17 protein-coding genes, 3 tRNA genes and 3 rRNA genes are annotated in these 25,793 nt (G+C 63.5%); 16 read left to right on the top strand and 7 right to left on the bottom strand.

Annotated features, from left to right (window positions below):
- Positions 1-42 precede the first annotated feature (42 nt).
- Positions 43-1,701: a putative bifunctional diguanylate cyclase/phosphodiesterase gene (locus E5P2_RS20615; protein ID WP_162568973.1), complete on the top strand. Its 1,659-nt coding sequence runs from the start codon at positions 43-45 to the stop codon at positions 1,699-1,701.
- Here E5P2_RS20615 and E5P2_RS20610 read toward each other — a convergent pair.
- Positions 1,635-2,708: a diguanylate cyclase domain-containing protein gene (locus E5P2_RS20610; RefSeq protein WP_162570581.1), complete on the bottom strand. Its 1,074-nt coding sequence runs from the start codon at positions 2,706-2,708 to the stop codon at positions 1,635-1,637. The genes E5P2_RS20615 and E5P2_RS20610 overlap by 67 nt on opposite strands.
- A gap of 175 nt (positions 2,709-2,883) precedes the next feature.
- Between E5P2_RS20610 and E5P2_RS20605 the strand changes: the two genes are divergently transcribed.
- Positions 2,884-5,067, top strand: a complete 2,184-nt coding sequence (locus E5P2_RS20605) for a PAS domain-containing hybrid sensor histidine kinase/response regulator (protein ID WP_162568971.1) — start codon at positions 2,884-2,886, stop codon at positions 5,065-5,067.
- A 19-nt stretch (positions 5,068-5,086) separates the two neighbouring features.
- Here the strand turns inward: E5P2_RS20605 and E5P2_RS20600 are convergent.
- Positions 5,087-5,171: transfer RNA gene (locus tag E5P2_RS20600), tRNA-Leu, on the bottom strand.
- 41 nt (positions 5,172-5,212) lie between these two features.
- Between E5P2_RS20600 and cysM the strand changes: the two genes are divergently transcribed.
- From cysM to E5P2_RS20580, 4 genes are all read left to right on the top strand, one after another.
- Positions 5,213-6,115 (top strand): cysteine synthase CysM, encoded by a 903-nt coding sequence (gene cysM / locus E5P2_RS20595; RefSeq protein WP_162568969.1) that lies wholly within the window; start codon positions 5,213-5,215, stop codon positions 6,113-6,115.
- Positions 6,116-6,119: 4 nt separating this feature from the next.
- Complete coding sequence (locus E5P2_RS20590; protein ID WP_162568967.1) at positions 6,120-6,677, top strand: NUDIX hydrolase; 558 nt, start codon at positions 6,120-6,122, stop codon at positions 6,675-6,677.
- A gap of 24 nt (positions 6,678-6,701) precedes the next feature.
- Positions 6,702-6,929 (top strand): sulfurtransferase TusA family protein, encoded by a 228-nt coding sequence (locus E5P2_RS20585; RefSeq protein WP_162568965.1) that lies wholly within the window; start codon positions 6,702-6,704, stop codon positions 6,927-6,929.
- A 100-nt stretch (positions 6,930-7,029) separates the two neighbouring features.
- Entirely contained in the window at positions 7,030-8,055 is a 1,026-nt protein-coding gene (locus tag E5P2_RS20580; protein ID WP_232080778.1) for an SGNH/GDSL hydrolase family protein, read from the top strand.
- On the opposite strand, the gene galU is transcribed toward E5P2_RS20580, so the two are convergent.
- On the bottom strand, positions 8,036-8,926 hold the full coding sequence (galU, locus tag E5P2_RS20575) for a UTP--glucose-1-phosphate uridylyltransferase GalU (RefSeq protein ID WP_162568961.1): 891 nt from the start codon (positions 8,924-8,926) through the stop codon (positions 8,036-8,038). The two genes, E5P2_RS20580 and galU, sit on opposite strands and share 20 nt — an antisense overlap.
- Positions 8,927-9,021: 95 nt before the next feature.
- Complete coding sequence (locus E5P2_RS20570; RefSeq protein ID WP_162568959.1) at positions 9,022-11,892, bottom strand: valine--tRNA ligase; 2,871 nt, start codon at positions 11,890-11,892, stop codon at positions 9,022-9,024.
- Positions 11,893-11,987: 95 nt separating this feature from the next.
- Here E5P2_RS20570 and yaaA point away from each other — a divergent pair, with 95 nt between their 5' ends.
- The 9 genes from yaaA (at position 11,988) to rrf (ending at position 21,030) form a co-directional block, all read left to right on the top strand.
- On the top strand, positions 11,988-12,773 hold the full coding sequence (yaaA, locus tag E5P2_RS20565; RefSeq protein ID WP_162568957.1) for a peroxide stress protein YaaA: 786 nt from the start codon (positions 11,988-11,990) through the stop codon (positions 12,771-12,773).
- 2 nt (positions 12,774-12,775) lie between these two features.
- A complete protein-coding gene (locus tag E5P2_RS20560; RefSeq protein WP_162570580.1) occupies positions 12,776-13,615 on the top strand; it encodes a 2OG-Fe(II) oxygenase in 840 nt (279 codons plus the stop codon).
- A gap of 3 nt (positions 13,616-13,618) precedes the next feature.
- Entirely contained in the window at positions 13,619-14,512 is an 894-nt protein-coding gene (locus tag E5P2_RS20555) for an alpha/beta fold hydrolase (RefSeq protein WP_162568955.1), read from the top strand.
- On the top strand, positions 14,509-15,366 hold the full coding sequence (gene queF, locus E5P2_RS20550; protein ID WP_162568953.1) for an NADPH-dependent 7-cyano-7-deazaguanine reductase QueF: 858 nt from the start codon (positions 14,509-14,511) through the stop codon (positions 15,364-15,366). The genes E5P2_RS20555 and queF overlap by 4 nt, the downstream gene beginning before the upstream one ends.
- Before the next feature lie 415 nt (positions 15,367-15,781).
- Positions 15,782-17,317, top strand: a 16S ribosomal RNA gene (locus tag E5P2_RS20545).
- 101 nt (positions 17,318-17,418) lie between these two features.
- Positions 17,419-17,495, top strand: a tRNA-Ile gene (locus E5P2_RS20540).
- Between the two features lie 20 nt (positions 17,496-17,515).
- Positions 17,516-17,591 (top strand) — tRNA-Ala (locus E5P2_RS20535).
- 336 nt (positions 17,592-17,927) lie between these two features.
- Positions 17,928-20,797: ribosomal RNA gene (locus tag E5P2_RS20530) — 23S ribosomal RNA — on the top strand.
- A 120-nt stretch (positions 20,798-20,917) separates the two neighbouring features.
- Positions 20,918-21,030, top strand: a 5S ribosomal RNA gene (gene rrf / locus E5P2_RS20525).
- The 16S, 23S and 5S rRNA genes sit together here with 2 tRNA genes alongside, the layout of an rRNA operon.
- A 191-nt stretch (positions 21,031-21,221) precedes the next feature.
- Here the strand turns inward: rrf and E5P2_RS20520 are convergent.
- On the bottom strand, positions 21,222-22,475 hold the full coding sequence (locus E5P2_RS20520) for a Y-family DNA polymerase (protein WP_162568951.1): 1,254 nt from the start codon (positions 22,473-22,475) through the stop codon (positions 21,222-21,224).
- A gap of 121 nt (positions 22,476-22,596) precedes the next feature.
- Between E5P2_RS20520 and E5P2_RS20515 the strand changes: the two genes are divergently transcribed.
- The gene (locus E5P2_RS20515) at positions 22,597-23,157 is read left to right on the top strand and encodes a putative glycolipid-binding domain-containing protein (RefSeq protein ID WP_162568949.1); all 561 of its coding nucleotides are present in this window, start codon (positions 22,597-22,599) and stop codon (positions 23,155-23,157) included.
- Between the two features lie 47 nt (positions 23,158-23,204).
- Here E5P2_RS20515 and E5P2_RS20510 read toward each other — a convergent pair whose 3' ends face one another.
- Entirely contained in the window at positions 23,205-24,497 is a 1,293-nt protein-coding gene (locus E5P2_RS20510; RefSeq protein WP_232080928.1) for an MFS family transporter, read from the bottom strand.
- Positions 24,498-24,633: 136 nt separating this feature from the next.
- Complete coding sequence (locus E5P2_RS20505) at positions 24,634-25,791, bottom strand: alpha-hydroxy acid oxidase (protein ID WP_162568946.1); 1,158 nt, start codon at positions 25,789-25,791, stop codon at positions 24,634-24,636.
- Positions 25,792-25,793: the final 2 nt, after the last annotated feature.

The following is a 25,793-nucleotide window of genomic DNA, read 5'->3' as shown; positions in this document are numbered from 1 at the left end:
ATCCTCCAAGGGCCGCGCGGCGGCCCTTCACCGATTCCCACCATGTCCAACCGCAACCTGGCCGGCCATCTCAAGATCTGCGATGGACAGATCGTCTGGGCCGACGAAGACGCGCACAACCTGCTGGGCTATCCGCTCGGCGCACTGGCGGACATGCCCTTCGCCGACGTGCTGGCGAACGAGCAGGACGCGCCGGGTCCGGAAGGCGGCGCGATGCAGGTCCCGGCGCTCGGCGCCATCTACTACGAGCGCGTCACCCTGCAGGGGCAGCAGGGCGGCACCCTGCTGACCGACATGCGTGGCGAACGCATGGACGACCTCTGCATCCTGTGGAGCTTCAAGCTGGCGGTGCGCGGCGTGCGCGGCGAGCGGCTCGACGTGCTGTCCCGCCACGATGCGCTCACGCGGCTGCCGAACCGCATTCCCTCGGTCGAGGAACTGAGCCAGACGCCGCATCCGCACGACGGCAATGCCGGCCGCCTGCTGGCGGTGTGCTACCTGGACCTCGATCGCTTCCGCGACATCAACGACAGCTTCGGCCCGGTGGGCGGCGACGCAGTGCTGCGCGAGGTGGCGCGGCGCCTGAAGGCCGCGGTGCCGCACGACGCCACGGTGGCGCGGGTCGGCGGCGACGAATTCGCGCTGGTGCTGCCACTCTCCAGCGAAGAGCAGTGCCGCGCGCTGCTGCGGCAAATCCTGGCGCGGCTGGCGCATCCGTTCCGGCTGCAGGACCGGTCGGCCCGCCTGCGCGCCAGCGTCGGCGTGGCGCTGATGGCGCACGGCGCGCAGCCGACGGAGGTGATGCTGCAGCATGCCCAGCACGCGGTCTTCTTCGCCAAGCGGGCCGGTGGCAGCCAGATGCATTTCTTCGACGCCGACCAGGCGTTGGAGGAGCAGCAGGAGCAGCAGATCCGCCAGCGCATCCGCGAAGGCCTGGCGCAGCACGAGTTCATCCTCGCTTATCAGCCCAAGGTGGACATGCGCTGCGGCACCGTCATCGGCTTCGAGGCGCTGGTGCGCTGGCAGCATCCCGAGCGCGGCCTGCTGCAGCCGGCCGCGTTCGTGCCGATGATCGAGGACCACGAACTGGTGGAGCGCCTGGGCGACTGGGCGCTCGGCGAGTCGGTGCGCCAGGCCGCGCAGTGGCTTGCAGCCGGCGTGCAGACCTCGGTCAGCGTCAACATCAGCCCGCGCCATCTGCTGCGTCCGGATTTCATCGAGCGGCTGGCCTTCCATCTCGGGCGCTTCCCGCAACTGCATGCCGGCGTGCTCGAACTGGAAATCCTCGAGACCACCGCGATCAAGGACTTCAGCGCAGTCGCCGAATTCATCGGTGCCTGCAAGGAGCTGGGCGTGCCGGTCACGATGGACGATTTCGGCACCGGCTATTCGTCGTTGACCTACCTGCGGCAGCTGCCGGTCGCGGCGCTCAAGCTGGACCATTCCTTCGTGCGCGGCATGCTGGAGGACGCGGAGGACCAGGCGATCGTCAAGGGCATCCTGGTGATGGCGCATGGTCTCGGACGCAAGGCGATCGCCGAGGGCGTCGAATCGGTGGCCCATGGCGACGCGCTGATGGCGCTGGGCTGCACGCTGGGCCAGGGCTACGGCATCGCGCGGCCGCTGCCGCCCGATCAGGTGCCGGACTGGATCGCCGGCTTCGAACGCGCGCCGCCCTGGGGCAGGGCGCCCGGCTGCTGACCGCCGCCGACGACCCGGTTGCGTCCTGCGGACTTGGCTTCGTAGAGCCGCGCGTCGGCCATCTGGATCAATCGATCCGGCGCGCTGCCGGGCATCGCGGTCGTGGTGGCGACGCCGATGCTGACCGTGAGGCAGGGCCCGCCGTCGGACGCCGGATGCGGCAACGCCAGGGCCTCGATATCGGCGCGCAATTTCTGTGCGACCGCCTCTGCGTCCGCGGCGCAGAGGGACGGCAGCACCAGCGCGAACTCCTCGCCGCCGAAGCGCGCGGCCACGGCGGGCGGCGCGCAGGGCGTCTCGCGGATCGCGCTCGCGACGCGCCGCAGGGCGTCGTCGCCCGCAAGGTGGCCGAGCCGGTCGTTGTAGTTCTTGAAGCAGTCGACATCGATCATCAGCAGTGACAACGGCGACTGGTTCTCCAGCGACGCCTTCCATTCCTGCGCCATGTACTCGTCGAAGAACCTGCGGTTCGACAGGCCCGTGAGGCCGTCGGAATTGGTGAGCCGGCGCAGCTCCTGGTTGCTCTCGAGCAGCTGTTGCTCGCTCAGGCGCAGGGCGCGGTACGCGTTGTCGCGCTGGATCAGCGCCATGTAGGAGCGCGAGTGGTAGCGGATGCGTGCGACCAGCTCGATCGGCTCGGGCAGCTTGACCAGGTAGTCGTTGGCGCCGATCGCGAACGCCGATTTCTTCATGATCGGCTCGTCGTTGGACGACAGCACGATGATCGGGACGTTGCGCGTTTGCGGCGTCGACCGGTAAGCCCGCACGAGGTCCAGCCCATCCGCGCCGGGCATGACCAGGTCCTGCAGGATCACCGTCGGGTGCACCTTGCAGGCCGTGGCCAGGGCTTCGCTCGCGTTCGCACAGGCGTGGAAGGCGATGGAAGAATCGACGGAGAGCATCTTGCCGACCACCATCGCGATGAGCGGCTGGTCGTCCACCAGCAGCACGGTGGTGGCCTGCTGGCGATCGGCGCCACCTTCTTCAAATCCGGCGTTCACGTGCATACTCATCGGCAGATGAACGCGAGGACGGAATGGGCATGGGTAAGTTTGGCCATGATCTGGTGACGTGCCAGGGTGCGGGAAGGATTCGGAAACCGGTCGGATGCCCGTACGACGCGGCTGCATTATCGCGGCTCGGCCGGCCGGTTCGGCAAAAGCCTTGCCCGCGGTCGCTGAAATGACCGAAGCGCCCGGCGACGAGGCCCCGCAGGATGCGCAATCGCGGCTGGAGGCGGCCAATCAACGGCAGCTCGAGCTCCTGCGGCGTGTGGTTGAACTCACGCGCGACCGCGACCGGCTGACGGTCAAGGCGAATCGCCAGGCCGAGGAGATCGGCAGCTTGCGCAGGACGCTGGACGCCACGCGTCGCCATCTGCTGGTGACCGACGTGGTGCGGCTGGCCCAATGGGAATGGGATATCGCCAGCGGTTCCGTCTTCCTCAGTGCGCGATGGGAGGAAATGATCGGTGCGGCCGCCGAGAACAACCGCTGGCCGCTGCGCGACCTGTTGGCCCGCGTGCACCCGGACGACGTGCCGGCCGTGCGGCAGGCGCTGGACGATGCGCTCGGCGGCAAGGCCGACCGCTACTCGGTCGAACATCGCGTCGCGGCGGCCGATGGCTGGATCTGGATCGAAAGCATCGGCATGGTGACCGAGCGCGATGCCGACGGCAAAGCGCTGCGGCTGACGGGCTTCAACTCCGACATCACCGCCCGCCGCCGCATGCACGACGAGATCGAGCAGGCGCGCGCGCAGGCCGAGGCCAGCAGTCGCGCCAAGAGCGAATTCCTTGCCAACATGAGCCACGAGGTCCGCACGCCGCTGAACGCGGTCCTGGGGCTGACGCGGCTGCTTCACCAGTCGCCGCTGAACGACGAGCAGCGCCAGCATCTCGAACTCATCGACAACTCGGCCGCGTCGCTCCTGGCCTTGCTCAACGACATCCTCGACCTGTCGAAGATCGAGGCCGGCAAGCTGGTGTTCGAACTGATCCGCTTCGACATCGCGCGCTGGGTGCGCGAGGCCGTCGCGCTGCACAAGCTGGCGGCCGAGAAGAAGGGCTTGCAGCTCGAGGTCGATGTTTCGGACGACGTTCCGTGGAAGGTGGCCGGCGATCCGGGCCGGCTGCGCCAGGTGATTTCCAACCTGGTGTCCAACGCCGTGAAGTTCACCGAGGCCGGCCGCATCTCGGTGTCGGCGCGTCTCGCGCCGCAGCAGTCGGACCTGCGGCGCGATCAGCTGCGGATGCTGTTCGTGGTGCGCGACACCGGCGTCGGCGTTCCGGCCGACAAGCAGCAGCAGATCTTCGAGGCCTTCACGCAGGAGGATGCATCGACCACGCGCCGCTTCGGCGGAACCGGGTTGGGGCTGGCCATCTGTGCGCGCCTGGTGAGCATGATGGGCGGCGAGATCCAGCTCACGAGCCGCCCGCGCGAGGGCAGCACCTTTCGCTTCACCGCAGTCTTCGAACAGGCCGCCGACGAGATGAGCGTCCTGACCGAGCCGGCGCCGCTCGAGGCCGTCGCGACCCGCGGCCTCAACGTCCTGCTGGCGGAGGACCACGCGGTCAACGAACTGCTCATGCGCAAGCTGCTCGCCGAGATGGGATGCACCTTCAACGTCGCGCGCAATGGCGAGGAGGCCGTGCGCCACTGGAAGACGAGGCAGTTCGACCTGGTGCTGATGGACGTGCAGATGCCGGTGCTCAGCGGCTTCGACGCCACGGCGCGGATCCGGGCGATGGAAGCGGCCGAGCCGGACCGCGGGCGCACGCCGATCGTTGCGCTCACGGCCCACGCGATGGCGGGCGATCGCGAGAAGTGCCTGGCCGCCGGCATGGACGCCTATGTCTCGAAGCCCGTGTCGCCGGCGCTGCTGTCGCAAGCCATCCACGATGCGATGCGCGGCGCGACGGCGACGGGGGCGCCCAGGGAATTCCTGCTCGACACCGATTTCGGACCCTGGCCGGGCAGCGCGCCGGGCGCGTCCCCTGCGGCCAGCGGATCCGACCCATCGTTGCCGATCGACATGCAGCAGCTGTTGCAGACCATGGGCGGCGATTGGGATGCCGTGCGCCAGCTCGCCGCCACGATGCGCGCCGACATGGCGTTCCGCCGGCCCGCCATCCAGCATGCGATTGCCGGCGGCGATTCAAAGGCGGCGCAGGAACAGGTTCATGCCCTCAAGGGGGCGCTTTCGACCATCGGCGCGCTCCAGGGCGCGAAGATGGCCAAGGATGTGGAAGCCTCTTTGCGGCGCGATGACTGGGCCGGTGCGCAGCGCAGCTTCGGCCGGATGGAGCCCGAGCTCGAGCGCGTCGACACGGCGCTGACGCAGATGATCGAGGGCGACGAGGCCTGAGCGAGCAGGCGCTCGGCGGTGGTGCCCGGGGCCGGAATCGAACCGGCACGCCTTGCGGCGGGGGATTTTGAGTCCCCTGCGTCTACCAATTTCACCACCCGGGCACGGAAGGGAAGGAAGCCGAAAATTATGGCACAGTGGGCCCATGCAATATCCGACCATTGAAGACGCGATCGGCAAAACGCCGCTGGTCGCGCTGCAGCGTATCGATGCGGCCGCCAACGCGGAACGCGGCAACGTCATCCTCGGCAAGCTCGAAGGCAACAATCCCGCCGGTTCGGTGAAAGACCGGCCGGCCCTCTCGATGATCAAGCGCGCCGAGGAGCGCGGCGAGATCAAGCCCGGCGACACGCTCATCGAAGCCACCTCGGGCAACACCGGCATCGCCCTCGCCATGGCGGCGGCCGTCAAGGGCTATCGCATGGTGCTGATCATGCCGGAGGATCTTTCCGTCGAACGCGCGCAGACGATGAAGGCCTTCGGTGCCGAGCTCATGCTGACGCCCAAGAGCGGCGGCATGGAATACGCGCGCGACCTGGCCGAACAGATGATGGCGCAGGGCAAAGGCCGCGTGCTCGACCAGTTCGCCAACCCCGACAACCCGCGCATCCACTACGAAACCACCGGCCCCGAGATCTGGGCCGACACGCAGGGACGCATCACGCATTTCGTCAGCGCGATGGGCACCACCGGCACCATCACCGGCGTCTCGCGCTTTCTCAAGGAGAAGAACCCCGCGGTGCGCATCGTCGGCGCGCAGCCGGAGGACGGCTCGCGCATTCCGGGCATCCGCAAGTGGCCGAAGGAATACCTGCCCAAGATCTACGATCCGAGCCGCGTCGACGAAACGGTCAACGTGAGCCAGGACAACGCCGAGGAGATGTGCCGGCGGCTGGCGCGCGAAGAGGGCATCTTCGGCGGCATCTCGGCGGCCGGCGCGCTGTGGGCGGCGCTGGAGATCGCCAAGACGGTCGAGAACGCGACCATCGTCTTCGTGGTCTGCGACCGCGGCGACCGCTATCTGTCGACCGGCGTGTTTCCGGCGTAGCGCGATGTCGGAGCATCGATTCTGTCCGGCCTGCGCCACGCCGCTCGCCCACATCGAACTGCCCGAGGACGGTGGTCCGAAGTCGCGCCTGCGCTGTCCGGCCTGCGGCTGGACGCACTGGAACAACCCGACGCCGGTGCTGGCCGCGATCATCGAGTACCGCGGCCAGGTGCTGCTGGCGCGCAATGCCGCGTGGCAGCACAAGATGTATGCGCTGATCACCGGCTTCATGGAAGCCGGCGAGACGCCCGAGGAGGGCATCGCGCGCGAGATCAAGGAAGAGACCAACCTCGATGCGAGCGCGCTCGGGCTGGTGGGTGTCTACGACTTCCAGCGCATGAACCAGGTGATCATTGCCTACCATGCGGTGGCCGACGGCGAGGTGAGGCTGTCGCCCGAGCTCGTCGACTACAAGCTCTACGACCTGGAGGCGCTCAAGTGCTGGCCGGCGGGCACCGGCTATGCACTGGCCGACTGGCTGCGCACGCGCGGGCACGAGCCGCAATTCGTCGAGTGGCCCCGTCCGGTGAATCCCCCGTCCGATGCGGTGTCCACGACCTAGAATCGAGTGGCCAAGGAACACGCGATGCACATCCACAAAGAAATCGACACCCGCGGACTCAACTGTCCGCTGCCCATCCTGAAGGCCAAGAAGTCGCTCAACGAGATGCAGAGCGGCCAGTTGCTGAAGGTGGTGTCCACGGATGCCGGCTCGGTGCGCGACTTCCAGGCCTTTGCCCGGCAGACCGGCAACGACCTGGTCGAGCAGCAGACCGTCGGCAGCGATTTCATCCACGTGCTGCGTCGCCGCTGACGATGGTGTCGCCGTGAAGCGGAGCACGCGCATTGCTGCATGGGGCCTCGCGCTGGCCGTCGGGGCCACGTTGATCCCGCTGACGACGTGGAGCGACGGAATGCCTGCGAACACCCTGCATCGACCCATTGCCCCGACCGCGATTCCGATCGCGGTCATGGGTGATTCCAACAGCCATTCCTACCAGGACAGCATTTCATTCCCGCCCGGGTCGGCCGACCGCGGCGGGGCTCTGCGTCCCAACACCTTCCAGTGGACCGAGGTGCTCGCGCGTTTGCGCGGCAAGGAGCTGGACTCCGGGCCGTGGGTGCGCTGGGGACGGCCGGGCGTCGTGGCCCGCGGGCGCGAACTGCTGGGCCTGAATGGCGCCCGGGCGCCGAAGAAGGAAGACTACCTCTACAACTTCGCCAATTCCGGCGCTACCTGCAACAACCTCATGGAAAGCCGCATGCGCCAGGCGCCGCGGCTGGTCGAGCTGATGGACCAGGAGCCGGAGCGCTGGAAGCGCGGGGTGGTGGTGATCCGCATGGGCCTCAACAACTGGAGCGCCCTGCTGGACCTTCAGGCGCACGATCCCAAGGCACCCGGTGTGCGCGCCGTCATCGACTACTGTGCGGGTGAAATTCAGCGCACCATCGCATTGATCCACGCGACGCACCCGACGACGCGCGTCCTGGTCGTGGGCATCGCCAACGAGACGGATGATCCCGAGCAGTTCGACCGCTATCAATCGGCATCCGCAACGGTCAATCTCAGGATTGCGCTCGGCGATTTCAACGCGGCGCTGCGCCAGCTCACCGTCGGGGATCCGCGCCTGGCGTATTTCGACGATCTCGCCTGGTTCGAACGGCTCTGGGGATCGCGCACGGCCGACGGCAAGCCGATCTACAAGACGGTGGCGATCGGCCCGACGCTGCGCGTGACCAACACGGCGGGAGACGATCCCCACAATGCCCTGGTGGGCGACCACCATGCCGGGCTGGTGTGGAACGCCCTGTGGGCGCAATCGCTGGTCGCGCGCCTGCGCGAGGCTTTCGGTTTGCCGCTGACGCCGATCAGCGACGACGAAATCCGTCGCTTCGTCGAACCCCTGGTGTCGAACCCGCCTAAAGCTCCAGGCTCTTGAGGTAGTTGCGGAACTGCCCGCCCACTTCGGGGTGCGCCAGTGCCAGCTCGACCGTGGCCTGCAGGAAACCTTCCTTGCTGCCGCAGTCGTAGCGCACGCCCTTGTAGGCATAGGCGTAGACCGATTCCTTTTTCATGAGCGCGGCGATGCCGTCGGTCAACTGGATCTCGCCGCCGGCGCCCTTGGGCTGGTTGCGGATTTCGTCGAACACGCCCGGCGTGAGGATGTAGCGGCCCGCCACGCCGAGGCGGGAGGGCGCATCCTCGGGCTTCGGCTTCTCGACCATGCGGTTGACCTTGACCAGGCCCTCCTCGATCGTGTCGCCGGCGACGATGCCATAGCGCTTGACCTGCTCGAGCGGGACTTCCTGCACCGCGAGCAGCGAACCGCCCAGGCGCTGGAAGGTGCGTGTCATTTGCGCGAGCACCGGTTCGCCGTTGTCCGGGCCGACCATCAGGTCATCGGCCAGCAGCACGGCGAAGGGTTCGTCGCCGACCAGATGCTCGGCGCACAGCACGGCATGACCCAGGCCCAGCATGCGCGGCTGGCGCACGTAGGAGCAGGTCATGTCGTCGGGCATCACCGAGCGTGCGATGCGCAGCAACTCCGTCTTGCCGCTGGTTTCGAGCTGGCTTTCGAGCTCGTAGGCCGTGTCGTAGTGGTCCTCGATCGCACGCTTGTTGCGTCCTGTCACGAAGATCATGTCGCGGATGCCGGCAGCGTAGGCCTCTTCGACTGCGTACTGGATCAGCGGCTTGTCCACCACCGGAAGCATTTCCTTGGGCTGTGCCTTGGTGGCCGGCAGAAAACGGGTGCCAAAGCCTGCTACGGGAAACACGGCCTTGCGAATGCGCGTCGAGGAGATGGACATGGGCTTTTGCGTCGGGTCAGGAGGATGGATCGGAGAAGGGACGTGTGCGGGACCGCCCGAGTCCAATACTAAGGCTCGGCCGCCGCGAACGTCTGTCAGCCGAGGCGCACAAGCTGATCGCGCAATCGATCGAGGGTGGCGCTGAAGTCGGCGAGCCGCTTGCGTTCCTGATCGATCACCGCGGCCGGCGCCTTGGCGACAAAGGCTTCGTTGCCGAGTTTGCCGTTGACCTTGGCGATCTCGCCTTCGACGCGTGCCAATTCCTTGCCGATGCGGGCTTTTTCCGCAGCCTTGTCGACTTCCATGTGCAGGCACAGGCGCACGCCGCCGACCACCGCAACGGGCGCCGCTTCGGCGGCCGCGGCCCACGCGGCCTCATCGTCGAAGACCTTCATTTCCTTGAGCTTGGCCAGCGCCTGGAGCACGGGCGCCGCATCGCGCAGGAAGGCGCTCCCGGCGGCATCGTCGGCCACGGCATAGAGCGGCAGCCGGGTTGCGGGCGAGACGTTCATCTCGCCGCGCAGCGTGCGGCAGGCGTCGACGAGCGACTTGAGCCGCGCCACGTGGGCTTCGGCCGCCTCGTCGATCTTCTCGGGCTGGCTCTTCGGGTAGGCCGCGATCATGACGGATTCCCCCGCGCGGCCGGCCACGGCCGCCACCTTCTGCCAGAGGGCCTCGGTGATGAACGGGATCACCGGGTGCGCCAGGCGCAGCAGGGTCTCGAGCGTGCGTATCAGCGTGCGGCGCGTGGCGCGCTGGTGCGCGTCGTCGCCCTGCTGCAGCTGGACCTTGGCGATCTCGAGGTACCAGTCGCAGAACTCGTCCCATGCGAACTGGTAGATCGCGTTCGCGACGTTGTCGAGCCGATAGTCCTCGAAGCCCTTCGCCACGTCGGCCTCGACGCGCTGCAGCCGGGAGGCGATCCAGCGGTCCGCCTGGCTGAACTGGAGATAGCCATGGGCCGGACCGCCGACCTCGCAGTCTTGCTTGGTGTGTTCGCGCAGGCCGCAGTCGTGGCCTTCGCAGTTCATCAGCACGAAGCGCGTCGCGTTCCAGAGCTTGTTGCAGAAGTTGCGGTAGCCCTCGCAGCGCTTGGCATCGAAGTTGATGCTGCGCCCGAGCGATGCGAGAGAGGCGAAGGTGAAGCGCAACGCGTCGGCGCCGAAGGCCGGGATGCCGTCCGGGAATTCCTTCTGGGTGTTCTTGCGCACCGCCGGCGCGGTCTCGGGCCTGCGCAGGCCCTGCGTGCGCTTGTCGAGCAGCTCGGGCAGTGCGATACCGTCGATCAGGTCGACCGGATCGAGCACGTTGCCCTCCGACTTGCTCATCTTGTTGCCGTGCGAGTCGCGCACCAGGCCGTGGATGTAGACGTGCCTGAAGGGCACCTGGCCGGTGAAGTGCTTGGTCATCATGATCATCCGGGCGACCCAGAAGAAGATGATGTCGTAGCCCGTGACCAGCACGCTGGACGGCAGGTAGAGGTCGAGATCCTGCGTCTTCTCGGGCCATCCCAGGGAGGAGAACGGAACCAGGGCCGACGAGTACCAGGTGTCGAGCACGTCCTCGTCGCGCACCAGGGTCTTGCCCGGCGCCTGAGCCTGTGCTTGCACCTCGTCGCGTGCCACGTAGACCTTGCCGTCCTCGTCGTACCAGGCCGGGATCTGATGGCCCCACCAGAGCTGGCGCGAGATGGTCCAGTCCTGGATGTTCTCCATCCAGTGGTTGTAGGTGTTGATCCAGTTCTCGGGCACGAAGCTCACCTCGCCCGAGCGGACGGCGTCGATGGCCTTCTGCGCGATCGACTGGCCGCTGGCGTCGGGCTTGGTCATGGCGACGAACCATTGGTCGGTCAGCATCGGTTCGACCACCGCGCCGGTGCGTGCGCAGCGCGGCACCATGAGCTTGTGCTTCTTGGTTTCGGTCAGGAGCCCGAGCGCCTGCAGATCGGCCACCACGGCCTTGCGCGCCACGAAGCGGTCGAGGCCGCGGTACTTTTCGGGCGCGTTGTCGTTGATGGCGGCATCGAGCGTCAGCACGCCGATGATCGGCAGTCCGTGGCGTTGGCCGACAGCGTAGTCGTTGGGGTCGTGCGCGGGCGTGACCTTGACCACGCCGGTGCCGAATGCCTTGTCGACGTAATCGTCGGCGATGACCGGAATCAGCCGGTCCACCAGCGGCAGCCTGACTCGCCGGCCGACCAGATGGCTGTAGCGTTCGTCGTCGGGGTGCACCATCAGCGCCACGTCGCCGAGCATGGTTTCGGGCCGCGTCGTCGCCACCGTGAGCGAGCCCGAGCCGTCTTCGAGGGGATAGGCGATGTGCCAGAGGAAGCCGTCCTCCTCTTCGCTCTCGACCTCGAGGTCGCTCACCGCGGTCTTGAGCACCGGGTCCCAGTTCACCAGCCGCTTGCCGCGGTAGATCAGGCCTTCCTCGTAGAGCTGCACGAAGGTCTGGGTCACGACCTTGGAGAGCTTCTCGTCCATCGTGAAGTACTCGCGGCGCCAGTCGACGGTGTCGCCCATGCGGCGCATCTGGCTGGTGATGGTGTTGCCGGATTTTTCCTTCCACTCCCACACCTTGGCCACGAAGTTCTTGCGGCCGAGGTCGTGGCGGCTGATCTTCTGCTCCTGCAGCTGGCGCTCGACCACGATCTGCGTCGCGATGCCGGCATGGTCGGTGCCCGGCACCCACAGCGTGTTGTCGCCCTTCATGCGGTGATAGCGCGCGAGGCTGTCCATGATCGTCTGGTTGAACGCATGGCCCATGTGCAGCGTGCCCGTCACGTTCGGCGGCGGCAGCTGGATGGCGAAGGAGGGCGCGCCGTCCTGCGGCTGTTGCGTGCCGCGAAAGCCCGCGACCGCGTAGCCGCGCCGCTCCCATTCGGGACCCCAGTGCGCCTCGATGGCGGCAGGTTCGAAGGATTTTGAAAGGCTTTCGAGGCCGGGTTGGGACAAGGTGTCGCTCATGGCGGTGCAAAGACGAGCGGCATCCCGCAGGATGCCGCTCGTGAGGTGGATGAGCCAAGGATTTTATTCGAGTGCAGCCCGCGGATAATTCGTGGATGCTTTTTTTGCTGTCTCCCGCCAAGTCGCTCGACTATGACACCCCGGTACCTGATGCGGTACCTGCCACGCAGCCTCGCTTCGAGGGATCCAGAGGCCCATCGACTGAACTGATCAGGCTGCTGCGCGAGAAGTCGCCGCAGCAGGTTGCTGAGCTCATGCATTTGTCGGACAGGCTGTCTGCGCTCAACGTGGCGCGCTACGCGGCCTGGGCGTCCAAGGGGACGGTGGAGAACGCGAAACAGGCGGTGCTGGCCTTCGACGGCGACGTCTACGGCGGGTTGGACGCGAAGACCCTGAGCGCGGCGCAGCTGGCCTGGGCGCAGGACCATGTCTGCATCCTGAGCGGACTCTACGGGGTGCTTCGCCCGCTCGACCGCCTCCAGCCGTATCGGCTCGAAATGGGCACGGCCCTGGCCAATCGCCGCGGCAAGGACCTGTATGCCTTCTGGGGCACGCGGATCGCCGAACATCTCAACGAGCGCCTCGCGGCGGACCGCACGCCGGTCGTCATCAACCTGGCTTCGCAGGAATACTTCAAGTCGGTCGACCGGAAGGTGCTCAAGGCGCGCGTCGTCGAGTGCGTCTTCGAGGAGTGGAAGCGCGACCGTTACAAGGTCGTGAGCTTCTTCGCCAAACGCGCGCGCGGCCTGATGGCGCGCTGGGCGGTGCTGCACAAGGCGGCCACGCCGAAGGCGCTGGAAAAATTCGCCCTCGAGGCCTATGCGTTCGATGTCGAGGCATCGAGGCCCGACCGACTGGTATTCCGGAGGAAAACCGCATGAGCCTGGGCCAGCCCATCAGCCCCGAGCTGCGCGAATGGCTGGCCGCGCAGTTGGTGGCGGGTCACTCGGTGCCGAGCCTGCGCGCATCGATGCGTGCTGCCGGATGGCACAACGACGTGGCCGATGCCGTGCTGGCCGAGGTCGAGGCGCAGGCGGCGGGCGTGGCTGCCTTCGCCGCCCCGCGCACCCGCATGCCGGGGCCGGATCTGTCGGCATCGCCGCTCCATGTCGATGCCGGCGACCGGCAGGTGCGGATCCTGCAGACGATCCGGCATCCGCGGGTCATCGTGTTCGACGACCTGGTGTCAGACGACGAATGCGAAGGCCTGATCGCCGCAGCACGGGTGCGGCTCGCGCGCTCGCTCACGGTCGAGACGCAAACCGGCGGCGAGGCGCTCAACGTCGACCGCACCAGCGACGGCATGTTCTTCGAGCGCGGTGAGAATCCGATCGTCGCCCGGTTGGAGCGGCGCATCGCTGCGCTGTTGCAGTGGCCACTCGAATTCGGCGAAGGGTTGCAGATCCTGCGCTATTCGCCGGGTGCGCAGTACCGGCCGCACTATGATTACTTCGACCCGGCCGAGCCCGGCACGCCCACCATTCTGCGGCGCGGCGGCCAGCGCGTGGGGACGCTCGTGATGTACCTGAAGGAGCCGGATGCCGGGGGCGGGACGATCTTTCCGGATGTCGGACTCGAAATCGCACCCAAGCGCGGCACCGGCGTCTTCTTCAGCTATGACCGGCCCGATCCGGCAACGCGCACACTGCATGGCGGTGCGCCGGTGCTGGCAGGCGAGAAGTGGGTCGCCACGAAGTGGCTGCGCGAGCGCGAATTCACCTGAATCATGAAACTCACTGCCAACGGCATACGGATCGAAGTCGAAGACAGCGGCGGCGAGGGGCGGCCTGTCGTTCTGCTCATCATGGGTCTCGGCATGCAGTTGATCGCATGGCCGACTGATTTCGTGCAGTCGCTGGTGGACGCCGGTTTCCGGGTCGTGCGCCACGACAACCGGGACATCGGCCTGAGCGAGGGCTTCGACGAGGCCGGCACCGGCAACTTGATCTGGCAGAGCCTGCGCCAGCGCATCGGCCTGCCGGTGCGGTCCGCCTATTCGCTGCAGGACATGGCGGATGACGCGCTTGGTGTGCTGGATGCGCTCGGCATCGGTCGCGCCCATGTGCTGGGTGCCTCGATGGGCGGGATGATTGCGCAGCGCGTGGCGGCGAGCGCGCCCGAGCGTACGACCAGTCTCGTCAGCATCATGAGTTCGAGTGGCGCACGCCATCTTCCCGGGCCGCGGGCTGACGTGGCGGCCGCACTCATGCGGCGTCCGCCGAGCCGCACGGAAGCGGCGCTGGTCGCGCACAGTCTGGGACTGGTCCGTCTGATCGCGAGTCCGGCGTACCCGCAGGACGACCGTGTGCTGACCGATCGCATCACCCGATCGCTGCGCCGCGCATACCGTCCGGCGGGTGTCGTGCGGCAGATGCTTGCGATCGGCGCCGACAGCGGGCGGGATTCGCTGCTGGGACGCATCAGCAGCCCGAGCTTGGTCCTGCATGGCGATGCCGATCCGCTGGTTCCCATCGCTTGTGGCCAGGACACCGCGCGCCGCATCCCGGGCGCGCGCTTCGTCGCCGTGCCGGGCATGGGGCACGATTTGCCGCCGCAGGTGATCGACATTCTTCTGCAGCAGATCGTCCCTTTCCTGCAGATCGCAGAAAGACGCGCATGAGCCTGGACAACACACCGGAACAATCGCAACTGGGCCGCGCGTCGGCCTATGCGGACCATTACGACGCGAGCCTGCTGTTTCCCATCTCGCGCGCAACGCAGCGCGAAGCGATGGGCATCGCAGGCGACGCATTGCCGTTCTTCGGGGCCGATCTCTGGACTGCCTTCGAGCTGAGTTGGCTCAACGCGCGGGGCAAGCCGCAACTGGCCATCGCGCACTTCACCGTGCCTTGCGAGACGCCGAACATCATCGAGAGCAAGTCGTTCAAGCTGTACCTCAACAGCTTCAACAACACCGTATTCGTCGACTCGGAGTCTGCGCGCGAACGTCTGCGTGCAGACCTGAGCGCGGCGTTGTGGCGTGGCAGTGACCGCGCGGGCGGCATCGGCGTGAAGTTGCTGATGCCCGCCGTGTTCGATCAGGAGCGGGCGCACGAACTCGATGGGCTGGACCTCGACCGTCTCGACATCGAATGCACGCACTATCAGCCGGCACCGGAACTGCTCGCAAGCGATACAACGCAGATCCCCGTGACTGAAACGCTCTGCAGCCGGTTGCTCAAGAGCAACTGCCTGGTGACCGGTCAACCCGACTGGGGCAGTGTTCAGATCCGCTACAGCGGACCGCCCATCGATCAGGCGGGTCTCCTCGCCTATATCGTGAGCTTCCGCAACCACAACGAGTTCCATGAGCCGTGCGTGGAGCGCATGTTCACGGACATCTGGCGTCAGTGCCAGCCGACGAAGTTGGCGGTGTATGCGCGCTACACCCGTCGTGGGGGACTGGACATCAATCCGTTCCGGGCGAGTTGGCCGCAGGCGTTACCGGCGAACATCCGGATGGCGCGCCAGTAGGCTCATCAAAAAAATGAAGCGGCCTGTTGCTCAGGTGCTTCGATCCATGTCATAATCGAAGGCTCGGCTGACTGAGTTCATTGATTGAGAAGTTGATGAGGTGGTTGGTGGGGAGGGGCTTCTTGAGAGAGGGGTCTTGGGGGCTGAAGAGAATAAAAAGTTTGCACGTGTTTAGAAAAACGTGTCATAATCGAGGGCTTCGCTGATCGCAGCGAAGGGAAGTGCGAGACGATGAGTCTGGTGCTTGGGATCGTTAAAAATATACAGCCGATAAGCGTGGGCGTTTGAGGCGAATGGCCAAGTTCTTCGGAACGAAGTCTTTTAGACTTTAAACGCTCATGAGAATAGAAGTGAAGTTCACTTCAATTCCGTTTTTATGAGTTTGCTCGAGAAATCGGGCGCAAAAATCAAGATCGAACTATAGAGTTTGATCCTGGCTCAGATTGAACGCTGGCGGCATGCCTTACACATGCAAGTCGAACGGCAGCACGGGAGCAATCCTGGTGGCGAGTGGCGAACGGGTGAGTAATACATCGGAACGTGCCCAATCGTGGGGGATAACGCAGCGAAAGCTGTGCTAATACCGCATAAGATCTACGGATGAAAGCAGGGGACTCGCAAGAGCCTTGCGCGAATGGAGCGGCTGATGGCAGATTAGGTAGTTGGTGAGGTAAAGGCTCACCAAGCCTTCGATCTGTAGCTGGTCTGAGAGGACGACCAGCCACACTGGGACTGAGACACGGCCCAGACTCCTACGGGAGGCAGCAGTGGGGAATTTTGGACAATGGGCGCAAGCCTGATCCAGCCATGCCGCGTGCAGGATGAAGGCCTTCGGGTTGTAAACTGCTTTTGTACGGAACGAAAAGGTTCTTTCTAATAAAGAGAGCTCATGACGGTACCGTAAGAATAAGCACCGGCTAACTACGTGCCAGCAGCCGCGGTAATACGTAGGGTGCGAGCGTTAATCGGAATTACTGGGCGTAAAGCGTGCGCAGGCGGTGATGTAAGACAGTTGTGAAATCCCCGGGCTCAACCTGGGAACTGCATCTGTGACTGCATCGCTGGAGTGCGGCAGAGGGGGATGGAATTCCGCGTGTAGCAGTGAAATGCGTAGATATGCGGAGGAACACCGATGGCGAAGGCAATCCCCTGGGCCTGCACTGACGCTCATGCACGAAAGCGTGGGGAGCAAACAGGATTAGATACCCTGGTAGTCCACGCCCTAAACGATGTCAACTGGTTGTTGGGTCTTCACTGACTCAGTAACGAAGCTAACGCGTGAAGTTGACCGCCTGGGGAGTACGGCCGCAAGGTTGAAACTCAAAGGAATTGACGGGGACCCGCACAAGCGGTGGATGATGTGGTTTAATTCGATGCAACGCGAAAAACCTTACCCACCTTTGACATGTACGGAATTTGCCAGAGATGGCTTAGTGCTCGAAAGAGAACCGTAACACAGGTGCTGCATGGCTGTCGTCAGCTCGTGTCGTGAGATGTTGGGTTAAGTCCCGCAACGAGCGCAACCCTTGTCATTAGTTGCTACATTTAGTTGGGCACTCTAGTGAGACTGCCGGTGACAAACCGGAGGAAGGTGGGGATGACGTCAAGTCCTCATGGCCCTTATAGGTGGGGCTACACACGTCATACAATGGCTGGTACAAAGGGTTGCCAACCCGCGAGGGGAGCTAATCCCATAAAACCAGTCGTAGTCCGGATCGCAGTCTGCAACTCGACTGCGTGAAGTCGGAATCGCTAGTAATCGTGGATCAGAATGTCACGGTGAATACGTTCCCGGGTCTTGTACACACCGCCCGTCACACCATGGGAGCGGGTTCTGCCAGAAGTAGTTAGCCTAACCGCAAGGAGGGCGATTACCACGGCAGGGTTCGTGACTGGGGTGAAGTCGTAACAAGGTAGCCGTATCGGAAGGTGCGGCTGGATCACCTCCTTTCTGGAAATAAAGCTGTTCAAGTTGAACGCCCACACTTATCGGTTGTTGGAAGGTTGTCGCCCGACGACTCAGGCCCAGGCCTGGTCCAAAGCGACCGGCTTGGGTCTGTAGCTCAGTTGGTTAGAGCACCGTCTTGATAAGGCGGGGGTCGTTGGTTCGAGACCAACCAGACCCACCATCCCGTCCAATGGTTGACATGGGGGATTAGCTCAGCTGGGAGAGCACCTGCTTTGCAAGCAGGGGGTCGTCGGTTCGATCCCGTCATCCTCCACCATTTGGGTGCGGCAACAAGCGGTACTGACCACACACTCAACACCAAAGCGGCTTCGTGCGCGAGCATGAGGCTTCTTTGTTGTTGATCGGGATCTCCCGATCGATCGGCTGTTCTTTAAAAATTCATAGAGTCGAATCAGCGTTGCTGATGGAAACTGCACATTCGTAAAGGTTTCGTGCAGACCGTGCCATCAGCGACATGAATTTTTGATTGCGTCAAATGAACTTCAATTTCGAGTCAAATCGAAAAGTATGAAGACGGCATAACGCGTCAGGTGAGAGACCTGACGATTCCTTGATTGGCTTTGGTTTCTGTGAAGAAACGTCAAAGTTATAGGGTCAAGTGAATAAGAGCATGTGGTGGATGCCTTGGCGATGATAGGCGACGAAGGACGTGATAGCCTGCGATAAGCTTCGGGGAGCTGGCAAATTAGCTTTGATCCGGAGATTTCCGAATGGGGAAACCCACCGAAAGGTATCGCATGATGAATACATAGTCATGCGAGGCGAACCGGGTGAACTGAAACATCTCAGTAGCTCGAGGAAAAGACATCAACCGAGATTCCGAAAGTAGTGGCGAGCGAAATCGGAAGAGCCTGTCAGTGATAGCACAAGACTTAACGGAACAGCTTGGAAAGGCTGGCCATAGCGGGTGATAGCCCCGTACGTGAAAAGACCTGTGTGGTACTGAGCTGACGAAAAGTAGGGCGGGACACGAGAAATCCTGTCTGAATATGGGGGGACCATCCTCCAAGGCTAAATACTCATCATCGACCGATAGTGAACTAGTACCGTGAGGGAAAGGCGAAAAGAACCCCGGGAGGGGAGTGAAATAGATCCTGAAACCGCATGCTTACAAAAAGTAGGAGCCCGCAAGGGTGACTGCGTACCTTTTGTATAATGGGTCAGCGACTTACATTCAGTGGCAAGGTTAACCGAATAGGGAAGCCGTAGAGAAATCGAGTCCGAATAGGGCGATAGTCGCTGGGTGTAGACCCGAAACCAAGTGATCTATCCATGGCCAGGATGAAGGTGCCGTAACAGGTACTGGAGGTCCGAACCGACTAGTGTTGCAAAACTAGCGGATGAGCTGTGGATAGGGGTGAAAGGCTAAACAAACTTGGAAATAGCTGGTTCTCTCCGAAAACTATTTAGGTAGTGCCTCAAGTATTACCGTCGGGGGTAGAGCACTGTTTTGGCTAGGGGGTCATGGCGACTTACCAAACCAAGGCAAACTCCGAATACCGACGAGTACAGCTTGGGAGACAGAGCACCGGGTGCTAACGTCCGGACTCAAGAGGGAAACAACCCAGACCGCCAGCTAAGGTCCCTAAAATTGGCTAAGTGGGAAACGAAGTGGGAAGGCTAAAACAGTCAGGATGTTGGCTTAGAAGCAGCCATCATTTAAAGAAAGCGTAATAGCTCACTGATCGAGTCGTCCTGCGCGGAAGATGTAACGGGGCTAAGCCAGTTACCGAAGCTGCGGATTTGCAATTTATTGCAAGTGGTAGGAGAGCGTTCTGTAAGCCTGTGAAGGTGCGTCGTAAGGCGTGCTGGAGGTATCAGAAGTGCGAATGCTGACATGAGTAGCGTTAAAGGGGGTGAAAAGCCCCCTCGCCGTAAGCGCAAGGTTTTCTACGCAACGTTCATCGGCGTAGAGTGAGTCGGCCCCTAAGGCGAGGCAGAGATGCGTAGCTGATGGGAAACAGGTCAATATTCCTGTACCGATGTGTAGTGCGATGTGGGGACGGATCTTAATAGGTCATCCGGGTGTTGGATATCCCGGTTTAGGCAGAAGTAGGCGATGGGTAGGCAAATCCGCCCGTCATATACCGAGGCTGCCGATCGAGCAAGCTTGCTTGTGAAGTGACTGAACGAGGTTCCAGGAAAAGCCACTAAGCTTCAGCTACACACGACCGTACCGCAAACCGACACTGGTGCGCGAGATGAGTATTCTAAGGCGCTTGAGAGAACTCAGGAGAAGGAACTCGGCAAATTGACACCGTAACTTCGGAAGAAGGTGTGCCCTATTAGTGTGAAGTGAACAACGGAGCATGAATGGGTTGCAAAAAATCGGTGGCTGCGACTGTTTATTAAAAACACAGCACTCTGCAAACACGAAAGTGGACGTATAGGGTGTGACGCCTGCCCGGTGCTGGAAGATTAAATGATGGGGTGCAAGCTCTTGATTGAAGTCCCAGTAAACGGCGGCCGTAACTATAACGGTCCTAAGGTAGCGAAATTCCTTGTCGGGTAAGTTCCGACCTGCACGAATGGCGTAACGATGGCCACACTGTCTCCTCCTGAGACTCAGCGAAGTTGAAATGTTTGTGATGATGCAATCTCCCCGCGGAAAGACGGAAAGACCCCATGAACCTTTACTGTAGCTTTGTATTGGACTTTGAACAGATCTGTGTAGGATAGGTGGGAGGCTTTGAAGCAGGGTCGCTAGATCTTGTGGAGCCAACGTTGAAATACCACCCTGGTGTGTTTGAGGTTCTAACCTAGGTCCATTATCTGGATCGGGGACAGTGCATGGTAGGCAGTTTGACTGGGGCGGTCTCCTCCCAAAGCGTAACGGAGGAGTTCGAAGGTACGCTAGTTACGGTCGGACATCGTGACGATAGTGCAATGGCATAAGCGTGCTTAACTGCGAGACTGACAAGTCGAGCAGATGCGAAAGCAGGACATAGTGATCCGGTGGTTCTGTATGGAAGGGCCATCGCTCAACGGATAAAAGGTACTCTGGGGATAACAGGCTGATACCGCCCAAGAGTTCATATCGACGGCGGTGTTTGGCACCTCGATGTCGGCTCATCTCATCCTGGGGCTGTAGCCGGTCCCAAGGGTATGGCTGTTCGCCATTTAAAGAGGTACGTGAGCTGGGTTTAAAACGTCGTGAGACAGTTTGGTCCCTATCTTCCGTGGGCGCTGCAGATTTGAGGAAGCCTGCTCCTAGTACGAGAGGACCGGAGTGGACACACCTCTGGTGTATCGGTTGTCACGCCAGTGGCATTGCCGAGTAGCTAAGTGTGGAAGAGATAACCGCTGAAAGCATCTAAGCGGGAAACTCGTTTCAAGATGAGATCTGCCGGGGCCTCGAGCCCCCTGAAGAGTCGTTCAAGACCAGGACGTTGATAGGTCGGGTGTGGAAGCGCAGTAATGCGTTAAGCTAACCGATACTAATTGCTCGTGCGGCTTGACCCTATAACTTTGATCTCCGATCAAGGTGTTATGCCAAGTTGACGCATTCAAAATACCAAAAGCTGATTCCAAACTCTATGAATTCGTTGTCTTGACCTACCCTCAAGACAGCAACCAGTTATGCCTGATGACCATAGCGAGGTGGTCCCACTCCTTCCCATCCCGAACAGGACAGTGAAACGCCTCAGCGCCGATGATAGTGCGGGTTCCCGTGTGAAAGTAGGTCATCGTCAGGCTCTTACAGCCCCCTGAACCGCCCAACCAATCCCTTGGTTGGGCGTTCTTGTTTGTGCGCTAGCAATTTCGAATGTACTCGCGATCTGAGTGGTGCATGCGACTTCATTGAACCTCCCGCCGAGGTACTGACGGAAATTCCAGCAATCACCTGCCTTCTGCCGGGCGCATCCGGCATCCGAACGCGAGCGCGTCAGAAGAGCGATGCCGTCCTCGCTGCCGGCTCTTCGGCACGGAGCGCCCGCTGGCCGCTCATTACCGAGGCAGTGCCTGCGCGAGCATCGGCACTGTCAGCCTTCACCAGCGCGCCGACCCGTACGCCCAACAGGCGCAGCGAGCGCGCGAGCGGCACGCGCTTGAGGCACTGGCCGGCCGTGTGGCGGATCTCCTTTCCATCAGCCGTGAAGCGATCGATGGTCTGATCGCGCGTTGCGATCTTGAAGTCGTCGTAGCGCAGCTTGATGCCGATGGTCTTGCCGACATAGCCCTTGCGCTGGAGGTCTTCGGCGAGTTTCTCGCACAGGTGCGTGAAGATGGCGCCGAGCTCCGCGCGGTCACGTGTCGCATGCAGATCGCGATCGAATGTCGTCTCGCGGCTCATCGAGATCGGTTCGCTCTCTGTCACCACGGGACGGTCATCACGGCCCCACGCCACCTCGTGCATCCAGCCGCCCGTGGCCTTGCCGAAGGTCGCGATCAGCCAGTCGCGCTCCCTGGACGCCAGTTCGCCGATGGTCCGGATCTCGTGGCGCTGAAGCTTCTCGTCGGCCTTGGGACCGATGCCATTCACCTTGCGGCATGGCAGCGGCCAGATCCGTGTCTGCAGGTCGCTCTCGAACACGATCGAGATGCCGTTGGGCTTGTCGAACTCGCTCGCCAGCTTGGCCAGCAGCTTGTTGGGCGCCACGCCGATCGAGCAACTCAGTCCCGTGGCCTCGAAGATCGATTTCTGGATCAGCCGTGCCAGCACACGCCCGCCCTCGCGCTGGCCGCCTGGAACCTCGGTGAAATCGATGTAGACCTCGTCGACACCGCGATCCTCCATCACCGGCGCGATCTCCGTGATGATCTGTTTGAACTGCCGCGAATAGCGCCGGTATTCGTCGAAGTCCACCGGCAGGACGAGTGCCTGCGGACACAGCTTGGCAGCCTTCATCATTCCCATCGCAGAGCCGACGCCGAACTGCCGGGCCGGATAGGTCGCCGTGGTGATCACGCCGCGTCCGACATAGTCCTTGAGCAGCGGAAAAGTCTCGACCGGAATGTCGGCCAGCGTCCCGCCCTCGGGCAGGTTGCGCAGTGCTTCATCGACCCTGCGGCGGCTGCCCCCGATCACGACCGGCAAGCCCTTGAGCTGCGGGTAGCGCAGCAACTCCACCGACGCATAGAAGGCGTCCATGTCGAGATGCGCGATGCGGCGAATCGGTGCGGTCGTCACATCCGCCATTGTCGTCGGAGCCTTCGATCTTCGCTTCGACGAGCGCCGTTCGATTCGCGCGGCCATGTCGCCTGAACATGATCCGGGTCAGGGTTGCGCGGAGCGGGCTGCCGGTGCCATCATGCGGCGGATGCAAACCGTCGCTTCCATGCTCTGGCGCCGGCTCGGAACACCGGGCCATGACGCCTGTCGTCTGGAGCGCGCCGGTGAACACTGGCAGATCGATGGTGCCGCCGTGTTCCGCGGCGAGGACGGCCGCGTCGCGCAGCTGCACTACCGCGTGCGCTGCGACCGGGCCTGGCACACGCAATGGGGCACCGTGCGCGGCTGGCTCGGCGGCGAGGCGATCGACCTCTCCATCGTGCACGACGCCCATGGCGGATGGAAGCTCAACGACACGCCGGTGCCGGAACTCGGCCACTGCGTGGATCTCGACATGGGCTTCACCCCGGCCACCAACCTGCTGCAGCTGCGCCGCCTGCACCTTGCGCCCGGCGAGGCTTCCGACGCGCCGGTCGCATGGATCGATCTGGACAACGGCAGCCTGGCCGAGCTGCACCAGCGCTACGAGCGGCGCAGCGAAAGCGGCTACTGGTACACCGCGCCGCGCTTCGACTACGCGGCGATGCTCGAGGTCACGGGCGACGGTTTCGTGCGCAGCTATCCGAAGCTCTGGGAAGCCGAGACCTGATCCGGTCGCCGCCGCGCGAGCCCGCAGGCCGCGGGCCCTTGCCCGCCTCAATGATCGTGATGCAGGTAGCTCGCCTGCCGAGGCAGCCGCAAGCTCACCAGGAAGGCAATCACCATCATGCCGGTGACGTACCAGTAGAACGCCGATTCGTGGCCCATCGACTTCAGGCCCAGCGCCACGTACTCGGCCGAGCCGCCGAAGATCGCATTCGCCACCGCATAGGCGAGCCCGACGCCGAGCGCACGCACTTCGGCGGGAAACATTTCGGCTTTCACGATGCCGCTGATCGAGGTGTAGAAGCTCACGATCGCCAGCGCCACGACGATCAGAGCGCACGCGACCATCGGGCTCTTCACGCCTTGCAGCACGGTCAGGATCGGCACCGTCGCGATCGCGCCCAGCGCGCCGAACAGCATCATGTTGGTACGCCTTCCGATGCGGTCCGACAGCGCGCCGAACAGCGGCTGCATGCACATGTAGACGAACAGCGCGAAGGTCATCACATAGCTGGCGGTCTTGATCGGAATGCCGACCGTGTTCACCAGGTACTTCTGCATGTAGGTCGTGAAGGTGTAGAAGATCAGCGAGCCGCCCGCCGTGTAGCCCAGCACCGTGAAGAACGCTGCCTTGTGATGGCGAAACAGGCCGGCCAGGCTGCCGGCCTCCTTGTTGGCGCGCGCCTCGGCGCTCTGGGTTTCGTTCAGCGTGCGGCGCAGGAAGAGCGCCACCACGGCCGCGACCGCGCCGACCACGAAGGGAATGCGCCAGCCCCAGGCCTTGAGCTCGGCCTCGCTGAGCAGCTGCTCGAGCACCACGATGACCAGCACCGCGAGCAATTGGCCGCCGATCAGCGTGACGTACTGGAACGACGAGAAGAAGCCGCGCTGCCCGCGCAGCGCGATCTCGCTCATGTAGGTGGCCGTGGTGCCGTATTCGCCGCCCACCGAAAGCCCCTGGACCAACCGCGCGACGAGCAGCAGGAACGGCGCCAGCGCGCCGACGGCCGCATAGGTCGGCAGGCACGCGATCGCGAGCGAGCCGGCGCACATCATCGTGACCGAGATCAGCATCGAGATGCGGCGCCCGTAGCGATCGGCGATGCGGCCGAACAGCCAGCCGCCGATCGGCCGCATCAGGAAGCCGGCCGCGAACACGCCGGCCGTGTTGAGCAACTGCGCCGTCGGATCGGACTTGGGAAAGAAGGAGGGCGCGAAATAGAGCGCGCTGAAGGCGTAGACGTAGAAGTCGAACCACTCGACCAGATTGCCCGAAGACGCCGCCATGATCGCGAAGATGCGGTGCCGTTTCTCCTCGGCGGTATAGGCTCGATGGACAGGCATGGAGCCGGCCGGAATCGAACCGGCGGCGGGCGTGATGGTGCTCATGCGATCGCCTCTCTGCATGTTGTGGTGGCGACGGCATCGTGCGCCACCGGCGGCGCAAGCGCTGTCAGCCAGCGCCGCATATCCTTCTCCATCAGAAGGTGCCCGGCAGCAGAATGCTCGAATCGACCTCGTCGATCTGCGTGCGACCGCAGAAGGCCATCGTGAGGTCGAGCTCGCGCTGGATGATCTGCAGCGCGCGCGTCACGCCGGCCTCGCCATAGGCACCCAGGCCATAGAGAAAACTGCGGCCGATCATCGTGCCGCGGGCACCCAGCGCACGTGCCTTCAGCACATCCTGGCCGCTGCGCACGCCACTGTCCATCCAGACCTCGATCTCGGTGCCGACCGCTTCGGCAATGGCCGGCAGCGCCTCGATCGACGAGGGTGCGCCATCGAGCTGGCGGCCGCCGTGGTTCGAGACGATCAGCGCATCGGCGCCGCTGGCCGCCGCGAGGCGCGCGTCTTCGACATCGAGGATGCCCTTCAGGATCAGCTTGCCGCCCCACAGCTTCTTGATCCATTCCACGTCGGCCCAGCTCAGCGTGGGGTCGAACTGCTCGGCCGTCCACGAGGACAGCGAGGACAGGTCCTTCACGCCCTTCGCGTGGCCCGCGATGTTGCCGAAGGTGCGGCGCTTGGTGCCCAGCATCCCCATGCACCACCGCGGCTTGGTGGCGAGGTCGATGAGGTTCCTGAGCGTAGGCTTGGGCGGCGCGGTGAGGCCGTTCTTGATGTCCTTGTGCCGCTGGCCGAGGATCTGCAGGTCGAGCGTGAGCTGCAGCGCCGACACGTTGGCCGCGCGCGCTCGCTCGATCAGGCGCTCGATGAAGTCGCGGTCCTTCATGACATAGAGCTGGAACCAGAACGGATGGCGGTCGGTGTTCTCGGCGATGTCCTCCAGCGAACAGATGCTCATGGTCGACAGCGTGAACGGAATGCCGAAGGCCTTGGCCGCACGCGCGCCGAGGATCTCGCCGTCGGCATGCTGCATGCCGGTCAGGCCCGTCGGCGCGATCGCCACCGGCATCGCGACCTCCTCGCCGACCATGGTGCTGCGGGTCGAGCGGCCGTCCATGTTCACGGCCACGCGCTGGCGCAGCTTGATCTTCTGGAAGTCGCTTTCGTTGGCACGGTAGGTGCCCTCGGTCCAGGCGCCGGAATCGGCATAGTCGTAGAACATCCGCGGCACACGCCGCTGGGCGACCACGCGCAGGTCTTCGATGCAAGTCATTTTCGAGAGGTCGGGCACTC

Origin of the sequence: Variovorax sp. SRS16, from assembly GCF_901827165.1 — a bacterium.
Classification (GTDB): Bacteria; Pseudomonadota; Gammaproteobacteria; order Burkholderiales; family Burkholderiaceae_C; genus Variovorax.
Note: the sequence above shows the minus strand (reverse complement) of the source record. Positions and strands in the feature narration are given on the sequence as shown.